At 72.2% G+C, this 17,486-nt stretch carries 11 protein-coding genes; 5 read left to right on the top strand and 6 right to left on the bottom strand.

The window, feature by feature from the left end; genetic code table 11:
* Positions 1–335: 335 nt before the first annotated feature.
* On the top strand, positions 336–3,179 hold the full coding sequence (locus ACFY0P_RS37580; protein ID WP_388923799.1) for a glycoside hydrolase family 3 C-terminal domain-containing protein: 2,844 nt from the start codon (positions 336–338) through the stop codon (positions 3,177–3,179).
* Between the two features lie 154 nt (positions 3,180–3,333).
* Here the strand turns inward: ACFY0P_RS37580 and ACFY0P_RS37575 are convergent, their stop codons facing one another.
* Both ACFY0P_RS37575 and ACFY0P_RS37570 read right to left on the bottom strand, forming a co-directional pair.
* Positions 3,334–4,782, bottom strand: a complete 1,449-nt coding sequence (locus ACFY0P_RS37575) for an aldehyde dehydrogenase family protein (protein ID WP_388923796.1) — start codon at positions 4,780–4,782, stop codon at positions 3,334–3,336.
* Positions 4,783–5,192: 410 nt separating this feature from the next.
* Complete coding sequence (locus tag ACFY0P_RS37570) at positions 5,193–5,849, bottom strand: TetR/AcrR family transcriptional regulator (protein WP_388923793.1); 657 nt, start codon at positions 5,847–5,849, stop codon at positions 5,193–5,195.
* Between the two features lie 228 nt (positions 5,850–6,077).
* Between ACFY0P_RS37570 and ACFY0P_RS37565 the strand changes: the two genes are divergently transcribed.
* Positions 6,078–6,953, top strand: a complete 876-nt coding sequence (locus ACFY0P_RS37565; RefSeq protein WP_388923790.1) for an NmrA family NAD(P)-binding protein — start codon at positions 6,078–6,080, stop codon at positions 6,951–6,953.
* A gap of 161 nt (positions 6,954–7,114) precedes the next feature.
* On the top strand, positions 7,115–7,957 hold the full coding sequence (locus ACFY0P_RS37560) for an alpha/beta fold hydrolase (RefSeq protein WP_388923787.1): 843 nt from the start codon (positions 7,115–7,117) through the stop codon (positions 7,955–7,957).
* A gap of 434 nt (positions 7,958–8,391) precedes the next feature.
* On the opposite strand, the gene ACFY0P_RS37555 is transcribed toward ACFY0P_RS37560, so the two are convergent.
* Positions 8,392–9,960: a PucR family transcriptional regulator gene (locus ACFY0P_RS37555; RefSeq protein WP_388923784.1), complete on the bottom strand. Its 1,569-nt coding sequence runs from the start codon at positions 9,958–9,960 to the stop codon at positions 8,392–8,394.
* A gap of 113 nt (positions 9,961–10,073) precedes the next feature.
* Positions 10,074–12,251, bottom strand: a complete 2,178-nt coding sequence (locus tag ACFY0P_RS37550) for an ATP-binding protein (RefSeq protein WP_388923781.1) — start codon at positions 12,249–12,251, stop codon at positions 10,074–10,076.
* A 306-nt stretch (positions 12,252–12,557) separates the two neighbouring features.
* Between ACFY0P_RS37550 and gabT the strand changes: the two genes are divergently transcribed.
* Positions 12,558–13,892, top strand: coding sequence for a 4-aminobutyrate--2-oxoglutarate transaminase (gene gabT / locus ACFY0P_RS37545; RefSeq protein WP_388923778.1), 1,335 nt, complete (start codon positions 12,558–12,560; stop codon positions 13,890–13,892).
* A gap of 222 nt (positions 13,893–14,114) precedes the next feature.
* Positions 14,115–14,972 carry a phosphatase PAP2 family protein gene (locus ACFY0P_RS37540; RefSeq protein WP_388923775.1) on the top strand — a complete coding sequence of 286 codons (858 nt, stop codon included), beginning with the start codon at positions 14,115–14,117 and terminating at the stop codon, positions 14,970–14,972.
* Here ACFY0P_RS37540 and ACFY0P_RS37535 read toward each other — a convergent pair.
* Positions 14,911–16,686: a chitinase gene (locus ACFY0P_RS37535; RefSeq protein ID WP_388923941.1), complete on the bottom strand. Its 1,776-nt coding sequence runs from the start codon at positions 16,684–16,686 to the stop codon at positions 14,911–14,913. The genes ACFY0P_RS37540 and ACFY0P_RS37535 overlap by 62 nt on opposite strands.
* Positions 16,687–16,957: 271 nt before the next feature.
* Positions 16,958–17,404 (bottom strand): hypothetical protein, encoded by a 447-nt coding sequence (locus ACFY0P_RS37530; protein ID WP_388923772.1) that lies wholly within the window; start codon positions 17,402–17,404, stop codon positions 16,958–16,960.
* Positions 17,405–17,486 lie beyond the last annotated feature (82 nt).

Genomic DNA, 17,486 nt, shown 5'->3' with positions numbered 1-17,486 from the left:
CACCAAGGACACCCGGCGGTGGCCGTCGGCTGCGGTGTCTTGAGTGGAACTGGCTGAGCGGAAGCGGTCCACCGACCCATGCGGTGCACCTCTGGGAGGTGCCGGATGGTCGGCTGTTCGACTAGTCGAAGCGCTTCGATGTTGCTGCGAGGTTAAGTGAACACCCGGGGGTGCACAAGGGTCGCTTCCAAGATTCCTCCGAGGTATGGGCGGTGACCTCTTCGTATGCGCCACTTGAAATATCGCTGAGCATCCCTTGACACCCACCCCTGCGTCGAATGAGCATCGAAGCGCTTCGAAAGCGCCTCGCCGCTCCATCGCAAGGGGAACCGCACGTGACCGCTAAAACGCCGCCCGCGCCACCTTTCCGCGATCCGCACCTGCCGTTCGCGAAGCGCATCGACGATCTGCTGGCCCGGCTCACCCTGGACGAGAAGGTCTCCTTCCTGCACCAGTTCGCGCCCGCCGTGGAGCGCCTCGGCATCGCGCCCTTCCGCACCGGCCAGGAGGCCCTGCACGGGGTGGCCTGGATGGGCCCGGCGACGGTGTTCCCGCAGTCGGTCGGCCTCGGCGCGACCTGGAACACCGATCTCGTCCGACGGGTCGGCGAAGCCGTGTCCAAGGAGGTCCGGGCGATGCGCGCCGGTGACGACCGGGTCGGCCTCAACGTCTGGGCCCCGACGGTGAACCTGCTGCGCCATCCGCTCTGGGGCCGCAACGAGGAGGGCTACTCCGAGGACCCGAAACTGACCTCCGCCATCGCCACCGCCTACACCCGCGGCCTGCGCGGCGACCACCCGGTGTACTGGCGCACGGCCCCGGTCCTGAAGCACTGGCTGGCTCACAACAACGAGACGGACCGGGCCACTTCCTCCTCCTCGGTCCGCCCCCGGGTACTGCACGAGTACGACCTGCGCGCCTTCCGGGAGACCGTGCAGGCGGGCGCGGTGGCCGGGGTGATGCCCGCGTACAACCTGGTCAACGGCCGCCCCAACCACGTCTCCCCGTACCTGCGCGAGCAGTTGCGCACCTGGACCGACGAGGACCTGCTGGTCTGCTCCGACGCCGGCGCGCCCAGCAACCTGGTCGACCACGAGCACTACTTCGACACCCACGAGGAAGCGACGGCGGCCGCCCTCCTCGCCGGGGTCGACAGCTTCACCGACCACGGCACGGACGGTTCGAAGATCGTCGCCCGCGTCCACGGGGCGCTGGCCCGGGGCCTGCTGACGGAGAAGGACGTCGACACGGCCGTCCGCCGCCAGCTCTCGGTCCGCTTCCGCCTCGGCGAGTTCGACCCGCACGACGATCCGCATGCGGGGACCGCCGAGTTCGACACCCCGGCCCACCGCGCCCTCGCCCAGGAGGCGGCCGAGCAGGCGGTCGTCCTGCTCAAGAACGACGGCGACCTGCTGCCGCTCGCGCCCGACGCCCGGATCGCCGTGGTCGGCCTGCTCGCCGACGAGTGCAAACTCGACTGGTACAGCGGCACCCTGATCCACCGCTCCACCCCCCTGGAGGGCCTGTACGAGCGGTTCGGCGCGCAGCGCGTGGAGTTCGCGGAGGGCGTGGACCGGGTCCGGCTGCGGCTCGCGGACGGCAGCTTCCTGCACGTGCCGGCCGCTCCCGAGGCCGCCGACGAGGCGCGCGGCGCGGCGGGCGCCCTGGACCCGGCGCTGCTCGCGGGCCGCACGGACCTGCCCCCGCTGACCGCCGACGCCACCGGCACCGAACTCGCCCTCGCCGACTGGGGCGAGGGGGTGGTGACGCTCCGTGCCCCGGACGGACGCTATCTCTCCGTCGCCGAGGACGGCCTCGTCCGCGCCGCCGCGGACCAGCCCGGCGGCTGGGTCGTCCAGGAGACGTTCCGCCTGGAACCCCACGAGAACGGTCACCTCCTCCGGCACCTCGGCACGGGTCGCCACGTCTCTGTCGCCGCCGGCGGAGTGAAGGTTGCCGCCGAAAACGCTTCGATCTTCGAGTTGATCATCGCCGAGCGGGGTGAGGACGCCGTCGCCAGGGTCGCCGCCGCGGCCGACGCGGTCCTGGTGGTCGCGGGCAACGACCCGCACATCAACGGCCGCGAGACCGAGGACCGTACGACCCTGGCCCTGCCCCCGCACCAGGAACGCCTCCTGCGTGCCGCCCGTGCCGCGAACCCGGACACGGTGCTGGCGCTGGTGTCCTCGTACCCGTACGCGGTGGACGTGGCCCGGCTGCCCGCCGTGCTCTGGACGGCCCACGGCGGCCAGGCGGCCGGCACCGCCCTCGCCCGTGTGCTGGCCGGCGACGTCTCACCCGCGGGCCGCCTCCCGCAGACCTGGTACACCTCCGACACCGACCTGCCCGGCCTCCTCGACTACGACGTGCTGGGCTCCCGCCAGACCTACCTCTACTTCGAGGGTGCCCCGCTCTTCCCGTTCGGCCACGGCCTGTCCTACGCGTCCTTCTCCTACGCGGACCTGGCGACCGAGGTGGCGGACGGAACGCTCCGCGTCTCCTTCACGGTCGCCAACACCGGCGATGTGCCGGCGGACGAGGTGGCCCAGCTCTACACCCGGGCCGTCGAGCCGTCGTCGGTACGCCCGCGCCGCGAACTCCTCGCCCATCGCCGGCTCACTCTGCACCCCGGCGAACGGACCGGCCTGACCTTCGAAGTCCCCCTCTCCGCCTTCGGGTTCTGGGACGTGGCACGCGGCGGGCGGCGCCTGGAGGGCGGTGCGTACGACGTGCTGGTCGGCGCGTCCAGCGCGGACATCCGGCTGCGTACGACCGTGATCCTGGACGGCGAGCCGGCGGCGCCGCGGGCCGTCGCCTCCGAACGCGGCCTGGCGGCGGCCGACTTCGACGAGCAGTCCGGCATCGCGATCGTGGACCGCGCGAAAACGGACGGCGACGCGGTCACGCCCGAGGGCGACGGCTCAGGAGAACTCCTCTACCGGGACTGCGACTTCGGCGAGGGGGTGACCGAGGTGACCGCGCGGGTGTCGGGCACGGGCACGCTGGAGATCTCCCTCGGCGGCGGCCCGCCGCTGGCCGCGCTGACGCTCGCCGAGCCGACGCCGGACCCGTACACGTACGCCTCGCTCACCGCCGGCCTCGTCGCCGAGGGCGTCCACGACGTCCGCATCGCACTGCGCGGCCCACTGCGGCTCGCGCACGTCGGCTTCTCCGGTTGAGGGTCCGGAGCGGCCGGCGCGGAGTAGGGGCCCGGCACCGGAAGGCTTCGGTGCCGGGCCCCTACATGCAGTAGCTCCCATGGAAGAGAACGGCCGCAGCCCCCGCACAGCGGGCTGCGGCCGTCCCGTCGCTCTCCGGTCTGTCCGTGGCAGGTCAGAGGGCGAGGCCGGTGAGGACCAGGACGCGCTCGTAGGTGTAGTCGTCCATCGCGAACTTGACGCCCTCGCGGCCGACGCCGGACTGCTTCACGCCGCCGTACGGCATCTGGTCGGCGCGGTAGGAGGGGACGTCGCCGATCACGACACCGCCGACCTCGAGGGCGCGGTGGGCGCGGAAGGCGAGCTGGAGGTCGTGGGTGAACACGCCCGCCTGGAGACCGTACTTGGAGGAGTTGACGGCGGCGAACGCCTCGTCCTCGCCGTTCACCTTCTGCACGGTGAGGACGGGGCCGAAGACCTCCTCGCAGGAGATCGTGGCCTCGGCCGGGACGTCGGTGAGGACGGTCGGCGCGAAGCTGGCGCCGTCCCGGTCGCCGCCGGTGACCAGGGTGGCGCCGTCCTCGACGGCCTCCTTCACCCAGGCCTCGACCCGCTCGGCGGCCGCCTCGCTGACCAGCGGGCCGACGTCGGTCCTGTCGTCGGCGGGGTCGCCGGTGACCTGGGCCTCGACGGCGGCGACGATGCGCGGGAGGAGCCGGTCGTAGACCGCGGCGTCGGCGATGACCCGCTGCACGGAGATGCAGGACTGGCCGCCCTGGTAGTTGGAGAAGGTCGCGATGCGGGTGGCGGCCCAGTCGAGGTCGGCGTCGCTCGCGTAGTCGCCGAGGACGACGGCCGCGCCGTTGCCGCCGAGCTCCAGGGTGCAGTGCTTGCGGGGCACCGAGTCCATGATCGAGTAGCCGACCTTCTCGGAACCGGTGAAGGAGATGACCGGGAGGCGCTCGTCCTGGACGAGGGCGGCCATCTTGTCGTTGGCGACCGGGAGGATCGACCAGGAGCCGGCCGGGAGACCGGACGTCTCGGCGAGCAGGTCGCCGATGATCAGGCCGGACAGGGGGGTGGCGGGGGCCGGCTTCAGGATGATCGGCACGCCGGCCGCGATCGCCGGGGCGATCTTGTGGGCGCACAGGTTGAGGGGGAAGTTGAACGGCGCGATGCCGAGGACGACGCCCTTCGGGAAGCGGCGGGTGAGCGCGAGGCGACCCTGACCGCCGAGGTCGGTGTCGAGGCGCTGGGCCTCGCCGCTGTTGAAGCGGCGGGCTTCCTCGGCGGCGAACCGGAACACGGAGACCGCGCGGCCGACTTCCCCGCGGGCCCACTTGATCGGCTTGCCGTTCTCGGCGGAGATCAGCTGGGCTATCTCCTCGGTGCGCTCGACGAGGCGGCGGCTGACGTGGTCGAGGGCGGCGGCGCGTACGTGGGCCGGGGTGGCGGCGAACTCGTCCCGTACGGCGTACGCGGCGGCGACGGCTTCCTCGACCTGGGCGTCGGTGGGCACGCTGACCTTGCCGACGAGACGGGCGTCCCACGGGTTGGTGACGTCGAAGGTGGCCTCGCCGGTGACCTGGCGGCCGGCGAGCCAGAAGGCGTGGGTGGAGGTCATGTGCGGGTCCCGGCCCTTCCGCGTTGGGGGTGGGTGTGTGCAGGGTGTTCGGGTCCACGGTAGGTCGGCGGGGGCGGGGGCGCGTTTGTCCGGGGTGTAGTGGTGGGGGCGGGGGGTACGCCGGATTGGCACGGTCCGGAGTGGTCCGAGTCTCCTCGCCCTCACCGCCCCCCACGCGTCCCTCCCGCCAGGGTCTCCAGGGGCGCCCGCTTCAACCGCCCACTCCGGGGGCTGCGGCCTGGCGCCCTTTCTTGGACGCGGCCCGCCGAACATTCCGCCGACACTCCCTTCACCAGCGGAAACGCCACCCACGAGCTGGCCGACGGCAACGAGAGAGCGAAGGCGGGCCACACCGTCGTGACCACCGGCGCGCCCTGCGTCGATGCAGACCGGCCCGAAGCTGCCAGGAGTCACCGGCCGGTGGCTGGGCCGTCGTCCGGTCCGTGCCGCACGGCGAACGACTCGATGTAGGCCAGCGCTCCGTACAGCGCGTCGCGCAGGGGGGTGGAGTCGCCGGCCGCCTGGTCCAGCAGAGCTCCGCCCTGGAACGCGGCGGTGAGCAGGTGGGCGAGTGCGGCCGGGTCGGCCTCCGGCCGCAGTTCGCCGCGCTCGCGCATCCTGTCCAGGCCGCGCCTGAACAGCGCCTGCCACCGCTCGAAGCCGTCGGCCACCGCGTCCCGGTGGGAGGGTTCGCCCTTGACGACCTCGGCGGCCAGGGAGCCGAACGTGCACCCGCCGCGCAGCATGTCCTGTGAGGCGATGTAGGAGTCGGCCCACCGGTGCAGCGCGGCGAAGCTGTCCAGCTCGCCCAGCTCCGGTGCCTGGTGGCGGGCGACGATGCCGTCGGCCTGCCAGTCGAGCACCGCGCGGACCAGGGACTCCTTGGTGGGGAAGTGGCGCGTCAGCTGCGAGCCGCTGACTCCGGCGGCCTCGCGGATCTGCTCGTTGTTGGTGTTCTGCGCACCGTGTTCGTAGATCAGCTCGGCGGCCGCCCTGACGATGCGCTCGCGCGTGGCCGCGCCCTTGGCGGTCAGCTTCCGGGCCGGCGCTTGGCTGCTGGTGGTCATGGCCACCACTGTAACCCAAAAAAGGGCTTGACAACCCATTCCGCGAGGTGTTCCCTGAGTGGAGACAAAAAAGGGCTAGCTAGCCCACTTCTTTGCGGGCGGGCAGGATGCCGGCCGCCTGCTCCGACAGGGACCGCACCGCCTTCACCCATCCCCTGCGGCGCCCACGCGCACGGCCGACGCTGGAATTCCACTCCAGCTCAGTCACAGGAACCGGAGACCAGCACCATGGAACGCGACCTCCTCGTGATCGGGGCCACCGGCAAGACCGGCCGCCACACCACCGAACTCCTCCTCCAGCGCGGACACCGCGTCCGCGCCCTCGTCCGGGGCCTGGATGGGCGTGCCGAGCGGCTCGCCGCCCTCGGGGCGGATGTCGTGGAGGGCGACGTCCTCGACCTGGACTCCCTGGCCACGGCGATGAAGGGGGTCGACGCCCTGTACTTCACCTATCCGATCCGTTCCGGTCTGATGGACGCCACCGCGAACGTGGCCCAGGCCGCGGAGGAGAACGGGGTCCAGGCGATCGTGAACATGTCGCAGGTCTCCGCCCGCCGCCACACCGCCAGCAACGCGGCCCGCCAGCACTGGGTCGCCGAACGCGTCCTGGACCACGCCCCGGTCCCGGTCACCCACCTCCACCCGACCTTCTTCGCCCAGTGGCTGATCGACACCTGGGCCGACGGAACCGGCGAACTGCGCCTGCCGTTCGCCGACGGACGCCACGCCCCCATCGCCGAAAGCGACCAGGCCAAGGTGATCGCGGCCATCCTGGAGAACCCCGCCCCGCACGCCGGACAGATCTACCCGCTCTACGGAGCCGAGGAGCTCGACCACCACGAGATCGCCGAGAGGATGTCGCGCGCGCTGGACCGGAAGGTCACCTACGTGCCGATCGAACTCGACGAGTTCGCCGCCATCCTGCGCGGGCGCGGCGCGCCGGACCACCTCGTCCAGCACCTGCTCGCCGTGGCCGTCGACTACCGCAACGGCGTCTTCGCCGGCACCAACGACCTCGTCAAGACCATCGGCGGCAGCGACCCCCTCGACGTCGAGACCTTCATCGCGCAGAACCGCGCGGCCTTCGACCCGGCCACCACCTGAACGCCGGAGAAGACATCGAGCGTCTGGCTCATCACCGGACCCTCCCGGGCCTCGGCCTGGAAATCACCCGTGCCGCCCTCTCCACCGACCACGCCAGAACGCCACCTCCCCGCTCTGCCACCTACTGGACGGGCAACTCCCCCGTCCCTGAAGGAGAACCGATGCCAAGCCACCTGTTCGACTCGGCCGAAACACGGCACGTCGACACCCCGTACGGAGCGCTCGCCTACCGCGAGATCGGGCGGGTCACCGCAGCTCCCCTGCTGCTCCTGAACCGCTTTCGCGGCACACTCGACCACTGGGACCCCGCCCTGCTCGATGTACTCGCGGCACGCCGTCGCGTGATCGTCTTCGACAGCGCCGGTGTCGGCTACTCCGGCGGGAAGCCGGCCGACACCGTTCGCGGCATGGCCGATGTCGCAGTGGCCTTCCTCGACGCCCTCGGACTGCAGAAGGTGGACCTGCTGGGCTGGTCCATGGGCGGATTCGTCGCACTCGACCTGGCCCTCGAACACCCCGAGCGGGTCCGCAAGCTCGTCGTCGCGGGCAGCGGCCCCGGCGGCGTGCCCGGCAACCCGGGCCCGGACCCCCGGGTCCCCGAGCACGCCACGCGTGAGAAGAACGACGACGAGGACTTCCTCTTCCTCTTCTACCCCGAGACCGAGACCGGCCGGACCGCAGGACTGGACTCCCTGCGCCGCATCGACCGGCGCCTGGCCCACTCCGGACAGGACGTGCCCGCGTCTGTGCGCGAGGCGCAGATGAACGCCATCATCCGGTGGAACAGCGGCATCGACTCCGCCTGGAGCCGACTCGACCACCTCGCGGTGCCGGCCCTGTTCGCCAACGGCGCCCACGACGTCATGGAACACGCGTACCAGACGTACGCCATGGCCCAGGCCGTCCCCGACTCCAAGACCGTCATCTACGGAGACGCAGGTCACGCGTTCCTCTTCCAGCACCCCGAGGACTTCGGCGGCGAAGTCCTGCGCTTCGTCGGGTGACCTGGCCGGTCCACGGGCTCCCGCCCCGGGGGCTTCGGGGCAGGTTGTGCAGCGTTGACGGTGGCGCTCAGGCGGAGTGGGCGGATGCCCGAGTCGCCCTTGCCCGGAGGTCTCGGCAATGCCGTCGTCCGTGCCGGGGACACCGTGCGCCGTCCGGCCCCGGCTTGCACGACGTTCGTGGCTGACCTGCTGAGGTCGCTCGAAGCCGGTGGCTGGAGTGGTGCTCCGCGGGATCTCGGTGTGGACGGCGAGGGCCGAGGAGTCCTCGGTTCACGGCCTGTCAGTGGGTTTCCGATCACCGGACCGCGCTGGAACGCCCACGGCGGTGAGGCCGTGGGCAACGGCGGGCGCGCGGACGGCCGGCCCCGGCCGGGGCGGTGGGGGCTCGGCCGAGCGAGTCGGGTGGGTGGGTGGGTGCGCAGGGCCGCGCGTGGCTATTCCGCAGACGTCGCCTTCAGGGCCAGCCACAGTTCCATCCGTACGTCCGGGTCGTCCAGGGATCGGCCCAGGATCTCCTCCACCCTGCGCATCCGGTAGCGGAGCGTGTGGCGGTGGACGCCGAGGTCGGCCGCCGCCGCGTCCCACTGGCCGTGCCGGGAGAGCCAGGCCCGGAGGGACGCCACCAGGTCACCGCGACCGGTGGCGTCGTGCTCGTTCAGCGGCCTCAGCAGACCGTCCGCGAACGCCTTCACCGCGTCGTCGGCGAGGAGGGGAAGGACCGAGCCCGACGCCAGCTGGTCGTGCTCGACCAGGACCCGGCCCCGCCGCCGGGCCACGGACAGCGCCTGTTCGGCCTGCTTGTAGGCGGCCGCCGCCGCGATCGGGCCGGACGGGGCGGAGAGGCCCACGACCAGTTCGTCGTCCTCGCCGCCGCCCTGCTCCGCCGGCACCGCCCGCGCGGCCTCGCGCGCCGCCGCGTACTCGACGCACGCCGCCACCGCCGCACCCCCGTCCGCGGCCAGCACCACCAGCCGCTCCCCCTCGGGCACCACCAGCACCGCCTCCCCGGACCGGGCCGCGGCCGACTCCACCGCTTCCGTGAGGCCGGCCAGCAGCTCGCCTCCCCCGTCCGCGACGATCATCCGGAACGGGGCGTCGAGCAGCCCGCCGTACAGGTCCCCGGCGACCCCGCGCGCATGGTCCGGCTGTCCGGCGAGCAGCATGCGCAGCACCGCCGCCCCGACCCGCTGCTCGGCCGCGTGCAGCGAGCGGGAGCGTTCCGTCGTGAGGGTGAGGAGGGCGATCGCGGAGTGGACGGCGTAGCGCTCCGCCGTGCCCAGCGCCGAGGCCGTGCCGACCGCCAGGGCCGCTCGCGGGCGGCGGCCGGTCCCGAGGGAGTGGAGTTCCACCCGGTCCTCGTTGTCGGGGCCGCCGACCACTGAGGAGGCCGGTGCCGGGCGTTCCCGGAGCCGTTCCACCTCCGCCGTCAGGCGGGCCGCCCGGCGCCCCGCCCACTCCGGTGCCGTGGCGACGACCGCGCCGGACGCGTCGTACAGCGCCGCCCAGCCGTCCACCTGCGCCGCGAGCGCGGTGAGCAGGCCCTCGGGTCCGGCGTTCAGCGCCTGCCTGGTCAGTTCCCGCTGGGCGGCGAAGCCCGCCGTCACCGCCCGGTACTGGTCGGCCGCGATCGCCGCCGACACCGCCTTGCTGATGGCGAGGAAGGGGGTGCGGCGCGGTACTTCGAGGAGGGGCAGGCCCTCGTGTTCCGCCGCGTCGACCAGGGCCTCGGGAATCTCGTCGTAATTGACCCCGACGGCGAAGCCGAGGCCCACCACCCCGGCTCCCACCAGCCGTTTCACGTACTTCCGCATCGCCTCCGGATCCTCCGCGTCCAGCTTCAGCGCGGTGATCAGGAGCAGTTCCCCGCCCTCCATGTACGGCACCGGGTCGGCGAGTTCGCTGACATGGGCCCAGCGCACGGGCACGTCGAGGCGGTCCTCGCCCGCGCGCACGGTCAGTTTGAGCGCGGAGTGGTGGACGAGCGAGGCGAGCGTCGGTGGCATCAGGCCGTCAGATCTTCTCTTGGGTCGTGAGCGAGGAGAATGGTCTTTGGCCGTCCCGTATGAACGGCCTCCATCGATTCTGCCTCACTGTACGGTCCCGTGCGCCCGGGTGTTCAGAGCCGGCCGCCGGCCCTCAGGTCCACCAGCAGCGGGGGCGCGTGCTCGCCCTTGACCGTCGTGAGGGACAGGACCGCGTGGCCCGGTGGCAGACCGTGGGCCAGTTCCGACGCCGACCAGCGCTCGCGCTCCACCTGCCGGACGGTGACCGCCCGCGCCGTGGCCGCCTTGCCGGTGATCACCCGGCGTACGACGTGCAGCGCCTTGCCCGCCGGGGTCTCCGCGATGATCTGGCGGTCGGTGACGTCCCGGGCCTCGGTCCACTCCTTGCCCCAGACCTCGGCGAAGTCCTGGCCGTCCCAGGGGGTGAGGCCGGCGAAGGCCATCCTGCAGCCGGTGGCGCCGAGCAGGGGGCCGCGGAGCGGGCGGGGTACGTCGTCCAGGGTGCGCAGGGTCAGTACGACGCCCGCGTTCGCGGAGCGCAGCCGCTGGACGGCGCGGACCGCCTCCGGCGTCACCACGCCCGTCGCGTCGTCCAGGAGCAGGCAGGAGAAGAGCGAGCGGTCGTCCCGTACCGCCACGCTCGCCGTGAACTGGGCGAGCACCAGACGGGCCAGGATGCGGGAGGCGTCCGCGTGGCCGCGCTCGGGCAGGTCGATGCGGACCCGGACCGGGTGGTCGAGCGCCTTGAGGGAGAAGGGCCGGGACTGGCCGGAGGTGTCGAAGAAGCCGGCGAAGGCCGGGCGGTCGAGGAGCGCGATGCGGTCGGCGAGGACCGCGCCGACGTCCCCGGGGTGCCCCATCTGGCGTTCCCGCGCGTCCAGTTCGCGCAGCAGCGACTCGTGGCCGGTCGCTGTCAGCGCCTTGCGGAGCGCGCCGAGCGGGCCCTGGGAGCCGTCGAGGAGCTGGCGGAGTTCGGGGACGGAGGGGAAGCGGCCGTGGACCGCCTTGAACGGGCCGAGCAGCTGGGCGAGGACGGTGGTGGAGCGGCGGCTGTCGCTGCCGGGGTGCGGGTCGGCGAGGTCGCCGGCGAGGGCCTCGGCGAGTATGGCGGCGGCCTCGTCGGGGTCGGTGGTGCCGCCGTACAGGTCGAGGTCGTAGACCGAATCGGGGTGGGCGATGCGGACGACGACGTCGTAGGCGTCGGCGGGTCCGAGGCCGGCGCCGGCCGCGCCGACGACGACCACGGAGGCGCGGCCGGCGAGCGCGTGCAGGCAGAGCGACTCGGCGAGCGGGCGGACCAGGCTGCCGGTCTTGCCGGAGCCGGCCGGGCCGACGGCGAGCAGCGAGGTGCCGAGCAGTTCGGGGCCGAGGGCGAGGCCGGTGCCCCGGTACCGGTAGGGGTTGCGGGGGTCGTCGGCCGTGCTGCCGAGCCGGACCTGGCCGGTGACCAGGTCGTGGCGGGCGTGCCGGGCGGGCAGGTCGCGTTCGCCGGAGGGGTGCAGGCAGGCGGCGGCGCCGTCCTTGACCACGGCGGCGGTGAAGGTGGCCATGCTGTGCCGGCCGCTCCGCACGCCCTGCCAGGCGCGGGCGATCCGGGCGTGGTCCACGTCCCGCATCAGTCCGCTGCGCGCCTCACCGGCGAGCCGGTCGGCGGCGGCGTCGGCCCCGGCGGCACGCAGGTGGGGCCACTGGGCGGGGTCCTCCGACGGCGCCGGAGGCTCCTGGCGGGACCCTGCGGACGCCGCGGCCCTGAACCGGGGCGCCACGAACCGCCTCCACACCTCACCCCACCGGCCGAGCTTGCCCACCACGAGCATGATGCTGAGGGCGACCAGGTACGTGTACCCCTCGTAGATGAAGCGGGTGGCGGTCGGGGAGATCGTGGCGTTCGCGCCCTGCCACGAGGCGGGCAGAAGCAGCTGGAGCGGCAGACCCCACCACGCCCCCAGGTACCCGTGGGTCAGCAGGGACCAGACCAGCCACCCCACCAGGAAGGCGATCAGGGCGCCGCTGAGCAGTTGCCGCGTGGGCAGTTCCTCGGGTTCCTGCTCCGCCCGGGGCCGGTACCCGAGCCGCCACACCCCCGGCGCCGCCTCGGGCCGGGGCGCCCGCAGCCAGGTGAGGAAGGCCGAGCCGTCCGGCAGCGGCGGCACCGCCGACGGCGGCGCCGTGGGCCGTGGCGGTACCGCCGGTGCCTCGGTGGGCACCGCGTCCGCGTCGTGCGGCCCCGCCGGACGCGGCACAGGATTCGCATGCGTACGCCGCGTGTCCCGCGTGCCGTCGCTGTCCATCGCTCTCGCTCCCTGACCAGCCGTTCTTCCGTCCACCGTCAGCGGCCAATCTAACGCCCCGACAAGGGGAGTTCACCGCTTACGCGGCCGAGGAGCCGTGCGGCCGGGCACCGGCCCCCCCGACCGCACTATGTCCATCGCGGACAACGTCACTCTCCGACAACGCCCACATGGAGCATGCCCACCTCCCACACCCGGCCCTAGCCTGCGAAGAAAGAAGGAAAGCGTCCGAAAACGCACCACCGGAGCAACCGGACGGGACGCGCCCGGCACGCATCGGTTCGCACCACTCATCAGGGAGCCCCCATGACCGCACTTCCGCAGGAGCGTCGCGTCGTCACCGCCATACCCGGCCCGAAGTCGCAGGAGCTGCAGTCCCGCCGTCTCGCCGCGGTGGCGCAGGGTGTGGGTTCGGTGCTGCCCGTCTTCACCGCGCGCGCGGGCGGCGGCATCATCGAGGACGTCGACGGCAACCGCCTCATCGACTTCGGTTCCGGCATCGCCGTGACGTCGGTCGGTGCCTCCGCCGAGGCCGTCGTACGCCGCGCGAGCGCCCAGCTGGCCGACTTCACCCACACCTGTTTCATGGTCACCCCGTACGAGGGCTACGTGGAGGTCGCCGAGGCCCTCGCGGAGCTCACCCCGGGTGACCACGCCAAGAAGTCGGCGCTGTTCAACTCCGGCGCCGAGGCCGTCGAGAACGCCGTGAAGATCGCGCGTGCGTACACCAAGCGCCAGGCCGTCGTCGTGTTCGACCACGGGTACCACGGCCGGACCAACCTCACCATGGCGCTGACCTCGAAGAACATGCCGTACAAGAACGGCTTCGGTCCGTTCGCGCCCGAGGTCTACCGGGTCCCGGTGGCCTACGCCTACCGCTGGCCGACCGGGCCGGAGAACGCCGGTCCCGAGGCCGCCAGGCAGGCCATCGACCAGATCAGCAAGCAGGTCGGCGCCGACAACGTCGCCGCGATCATCATCGAGCCGGTGCTCGGCGAGGGCGGCTTCATCGAGCCCGCGAAGGGCTTCCTGCCGGCGATCAGCCAGTTCGCCAAGGACAACGGGATCGTGTTCGTCGCGGACGAGATCCAGTCCGGGTTCTGCCGTACGGGTCAGTGGTTCGCGTGCGAGGACGAGGGCATCGTCCCGGACCTGATCACCACGGCCAAGGGCATCGCCGGCGGTCTGCCGCTGGCCGCCGTGACCGGCCGCGCCGAGATCATGGACGCCGCGCACGCGGGCGGCCTCGGCGGCACCTACGGCGGCAACCCCGTCGCCTGTGCCGGTGCGCTCGGCGCCATCGAGACCATGAAGGAGCTCGACCTCAACGCCAAGGCGAAGAACATCGAGGCGATCATGAAGCCCCGCCTGACCGCCATGGCCGAGAAGTTCGACGTCATCGGCGACGTGCGCGGCCGGGGCGCGATGATCGCCATCGAGCTGGTCAAGGACCGCGCCACCAAGGAGCCGAACCCGGAGGCCACCGCGGCCCTCGCCAAGGCCTGCCACCAGGAGGGACTGCTGGTCCTGACCTGTGGCACCTACGGCAACGTGCTCCGTTTCCTGCCCCCGCTGGTCATCGGCGAGGACCTCCTCAACGAGGGCCTCGACATCATCGAGCAGGCCTTCACGCGGATCTGAGCCACAGGCTTCTCCCAGCCGGCGCACCGGGTCTCGAACCCGTGTGCCACCACCGCCCCAACCCTCCCACCTGGCGTGATGTGGGGGGCTGGGGCGGCCCCCGTCAGGCCGTGTGAAGAAGGTGTGCGAGGTGGATGACGGGACGCGATTCAGCCTGTCGCCGCACCGGACCCTGCCGTAGGTTCTACCCAGATGAGAGATACACCCCGCCCACAGGGGACTGTGGGCGATTTCAGGCCGGGGCCTCCCCAGCTTCGACCTGGTCGTGCCCTCGCGCACACAACCGGGGCCTCCGGCTCCGGATCTCCTCACCGATCGGACAGTCGCTCGCCCCAAACCCCCCGGGGCGCGCGACATTCCGATCCGGACGGCCGCCTCGGAACCACCCCCCCTGTTCCGGGGCGGCCGACCTCCTTCCTTCGCTCTCCCCTCGCGGGACTCCTGGGACTTCTGGGGCTGCCGGCCCTCCTCTTCGCGCTGATCACCTGGCAGGTCGTGGCCCACGGCCCCCTGCTCCGCCTGGACAGCCGCCTGAGCAGCGCACTCGTCCACCCGGACCGGTTCTCCGAGCTCCTCTCCGACCTCGGGAACGTGCAGGTCGCGGTCCCGGTCCTGGTGCTCGTCAGCGCGTACGTCGCCCGGCGCGGCCGTGCCACTGGTACAGACCGCTGGTGGCTGCCGCCCGCGGCCGCCGCCGTCCTGATGGCCCTCGTCCCGGCGGTCATCGTGCCGCTCAAGGACTGGACCGCCCGTCCGGGAACCCCGGCGGTGCCCCCGGCCGTCGGCTACTTCCCCTCCGGCCACACGGCGACGGCGGCGATCGCGTACGGCTCGGCGACCCTGCTCCTCCTCCCGTGGCTCACGTCCTCGACGGCCCGCCGGACCGCCGTCGGTGTCTGCACGGCGCTCGTCCTCGGCGTCTCCTACGGCCTGGTCCGCCGCGGTTACCACTGGCCGCTGGACGTGGTGGCCAGCTGGTGCCTGGCCACCGTCCTGCTGACGTCACTGGGCCTGCTGCTCACCCGAAGTACGCGTCGAAGTTCTTCTGGAACTCCCAGTTCGAGAACCGGTCCCAGTTGACCGACCAGGTCATCAGGCCGCGCAGGGCCGGCCAGGTGCCGTGGGTGGCGTACGAGCCGCAGTTCGTCTTCTTCGTCAGGCAGTCCAGGGCCTTGGTGACCTCGGACGGTGCCACGTAGCCGTTGCCCGCGTTGGTCGACGCCGGCATGCCGATCGCGATCTGGTCGGGGCGCAGCGGCGGGAAGACGTTGCCGGCGTCGCCCGCCACCGGGAAGCCGGTGAGCAGCATGTCGGTCATGGCGATATGGAAGTCGGCGCCGCCCATGGAGTGGTACTGGTTGTCGAGGCCCATGATCGAGCCCGAGTTGTAGTCCTGGACGTGCAGCAGGGTCAGGTCGTCGCGCAGGGCGTAGATGACCGGGAGGTACGCCCCGCAGCGCGGGTCCTGGCCGCCCCACTTGCCGGTGCCGTAGTACTGGTAGCCCATCTGCACGAAGAAGGTCTCGGGCGCCATGGACAGCACGAACTTCGACCCGTACCTGGCCTTGAGGGTCTTCAGCGCGGAGATGAGGTTGACGATCACCGGGGTCGTCGGGTTCTTGAAGTCCGTGTCGCTCGCGTCCAGGGAGAGCGAGTGGCCCTCGAAGTCGATGTCGAGGCCGTCGAGGCCGTAGGTGTCGATGATGTTCGAGACGGAGGAGACGAACGTGTCCCGGGCGGCCGTCGTGGTGAGCTGGACCTGGCCGTTGGCGCCGCCGATGGATATCAGCACCTTCTTGCCGGCCGCCTGCTTGGCCTTGATCGCCGCCTTGAAGTCGGCGTCGCTCTCCACGTTCGGGCACTCGGTGACCGGGCAGCGGTTGAAGCGGATGTCCCCCGAGGTGGCCGAGGTCGGCTCACCGAAGGCGAGGTCGATGACGTCCCAGCTGTCGGGGACGTCGGCGAGCCGGGTGTAGCCGGAGCCGTTGGCGAAGGAGGAGTGCAGGTAGCCGACCAGGGCGTGGGTGGGCAGGCCGGTGGAGCCTCCGGAGGAGCCGGCGCCGGTGGTGGCGGTCACCGCGGCCGACTTCGCGGACTCGCCGGCGTCGTTCACGGCGGTGACCTGGAAGCTGTACGCCGTCGACGGGTTCAGCCCGGTCACGGTGGCCGACGTCCCGGTCGCCGTCTGGACCCTGGTCCCGTCCCGGTAGACGGCGTAGCTCGTCGCGCCGGTGACCGCGGTCCAGGACAGGGCCACGCTGGAGGAGGTGATCGTGCCGGTGGCGAGGCCGGTGGGCGCGGCCGGCGGCTGGCCCGTGGAGCCACCGGGTCCGACCAGCGACACGTCGTCGGCGTCGTAGGCGCCGGTGCCGTACCAACCGTGGGTGTAGATGGTGACCTTGGTGGTCGAGGCGCCGGTGGTGAAGGTGGTCGTGAGTTTCTGCCAGTCGGGGGCGGACTGGGTCCAGGTGGAGACGTCGGTGGTGCCGGTGCCGCTCGCGCCGAGGTAGACGTAGGAGCCGCGGACGTAGCCGGACAGGGTGTACTGCGAACTCGGCTTGACGGTCACGGTCTGCGCGCACTGGGCGTTGTCACTGCCGGCCGGGGTCGCCTGCAGCGCGGAACTGCCGCTGTGCACGGGCGAGTTGACCGTCGTACCGCTGCCCGCCGTGCAGGTCCAGCCGGAGAGGCCCGATTCGAACCCGCCGTTGACGACGAGGTCCGCGTCGGCCGCACGGGCGGCCGACGAGAGCGCGGTGATACCGGGTACGGCCAGCAACGCGGCCGTGAGCATGGTGAGGACAGGTCTCGCGCGAACCACAAGTGCCTCCGGGGATGGGGGATTTGGAGGTGGGGTGCGCGCTCAACTTGGTCCAGACCAATTCACTTGTCAAGAGCTGCGGCACCGATCTGCCGACGGTCCGACAGTGCGCCCCTTCAGGGGCGCGGGGAACTGCGCGACCAGCCACGACGCCGCCACACCCGACCGCCGACCACACCCGCCACGACGCCACCGCACCCGACCGCCGACCGCGCCCTCCACGACGCCCAGTCACCGTCGGCGCCTACTCACCGTCGGCCAAGCCGGCGGCAGCCTCGTGCATGGCCAGCTCCAGCAGCGCCGGATCCGTCAGCGTCCCCGACCCGTCCGGCGCCACCAGCCACCGCACCCCCTGGGTCGACCGGCCGGGATACGGCACGACGATCCAGGTGCCGGCGCCCGCCGTGCGGATCCCGGTGCCGAGCCACCGGGCCGCCGTGCCGGGCGGCACGAAGAAACCGACCCGGTCGTCCCCGAAGTCGACGAGGACGGGCCCCGGCCGGTCGAGGACGCGGGTGAGCACGTCGAGGGTCGGATAGCCGAGCTCGCCCGGCAGGATCAGCACGTCCCAGGCCCTGCCCGCGGGCAGCAGCGCGACCCCCCGGGGGCTGCGCTCCCATTCCCAGCGGCAGGCCTCGGGATCCGGTGCGACGGATGCCAGCCATTCGACCGCCGTCTTCGCCCCAGTCATCAGAAGACCTCCCCATCTCACTCGTGGACGCGGGCGTCGCGTCACGGGGAGAGAGGGAGGTCTTCCGGGGCCATTACTCGGG

This window comes from Streptomyces sp. NPDC001714, assembly GCF_042892755.1.
Classification (GTDB): Bacteria; Actinomycetota; Actinomycetes; order Streptomycetales; family Streptomycetaceae; genus Streptomyces.
The sequence above is the reverse complement of the archived record's forward strand: the minus strand, read 5'-3'. Positions and strand labels throughout refer to the sequence as shown.

What these genes read in the sequence shown, in the direction of transcription:
- ACFY0P_RS37530 (WP_388923772.1), bottom strand. Translation starts at nt 17,404, where the DNA reads ATGACTGGGGCGAAGACGGCGGTCGAATGGCTGGCATCCGTCGCACCG.
- ACFY0P_RS37565 (WP_388923790.1), top strand. Translation starts at nt 6,078, where the DNA reads ATGGAACGCGACCTCCTCGTGATCGGGGCCACCGGCAAGACCGGCCGC.
- ACFY0P_RS37570 (WP_388923793.1), bottom strand. Translation starts at nt 5,849, where the DNA reads ATGACCACCAGCAGCCAAGCGCCGGCCCGGAAGCTGACCGCCAAGGGC.
- ACFY0P_RS37555 (WP_388923784.1), bottom strand. Translation starts at nt 9,960, where the DNA reads ATGCCACCGACGCTCGCCTCGCTCGTCCACCACTCCGCGCTCAAACTG.
- ACFY0P_RS37535 (WP_388923941.1), bottom strand. Translation starts at nt 16,686, where the DNA reads ATGCTCACGGCCGCGTTGCTGGCCGTACCCGGTATCACCGCGCTCTCG.
- ACFY0P_RS37550 (WP_388923781.1), bottom strand. Translation starts at nt 12,251, where the DNA reads ATGGACAGCGACGGCACGCGGGACACGCGGCGTACGCATGCGAATCCT.
- ACFY0P_RS37560 (WP_388923787.1), top strand. Translation starts at nt 7,115, where the DNA reads ATGCCAAGCCACCTGTTCGACTCGGCCGAAACACGGCACGTCGACACC.
- ACFY0P_RS37575 (WP_388923796.1), bottom strand. Translation starts at nt 4,782, where the DNA reads ATGACCTCCACCCACGCCTTCTGGCTCGCCGGCCGCCAGGTCACCGGC.
- gabT (WP_388923778.1), top strand. Translation starts at nt 12,558, where the DNA reads ATGACCGCACTTCCGCAGGAGCGTCGCGTCGTCACCGCCATACCCGGC.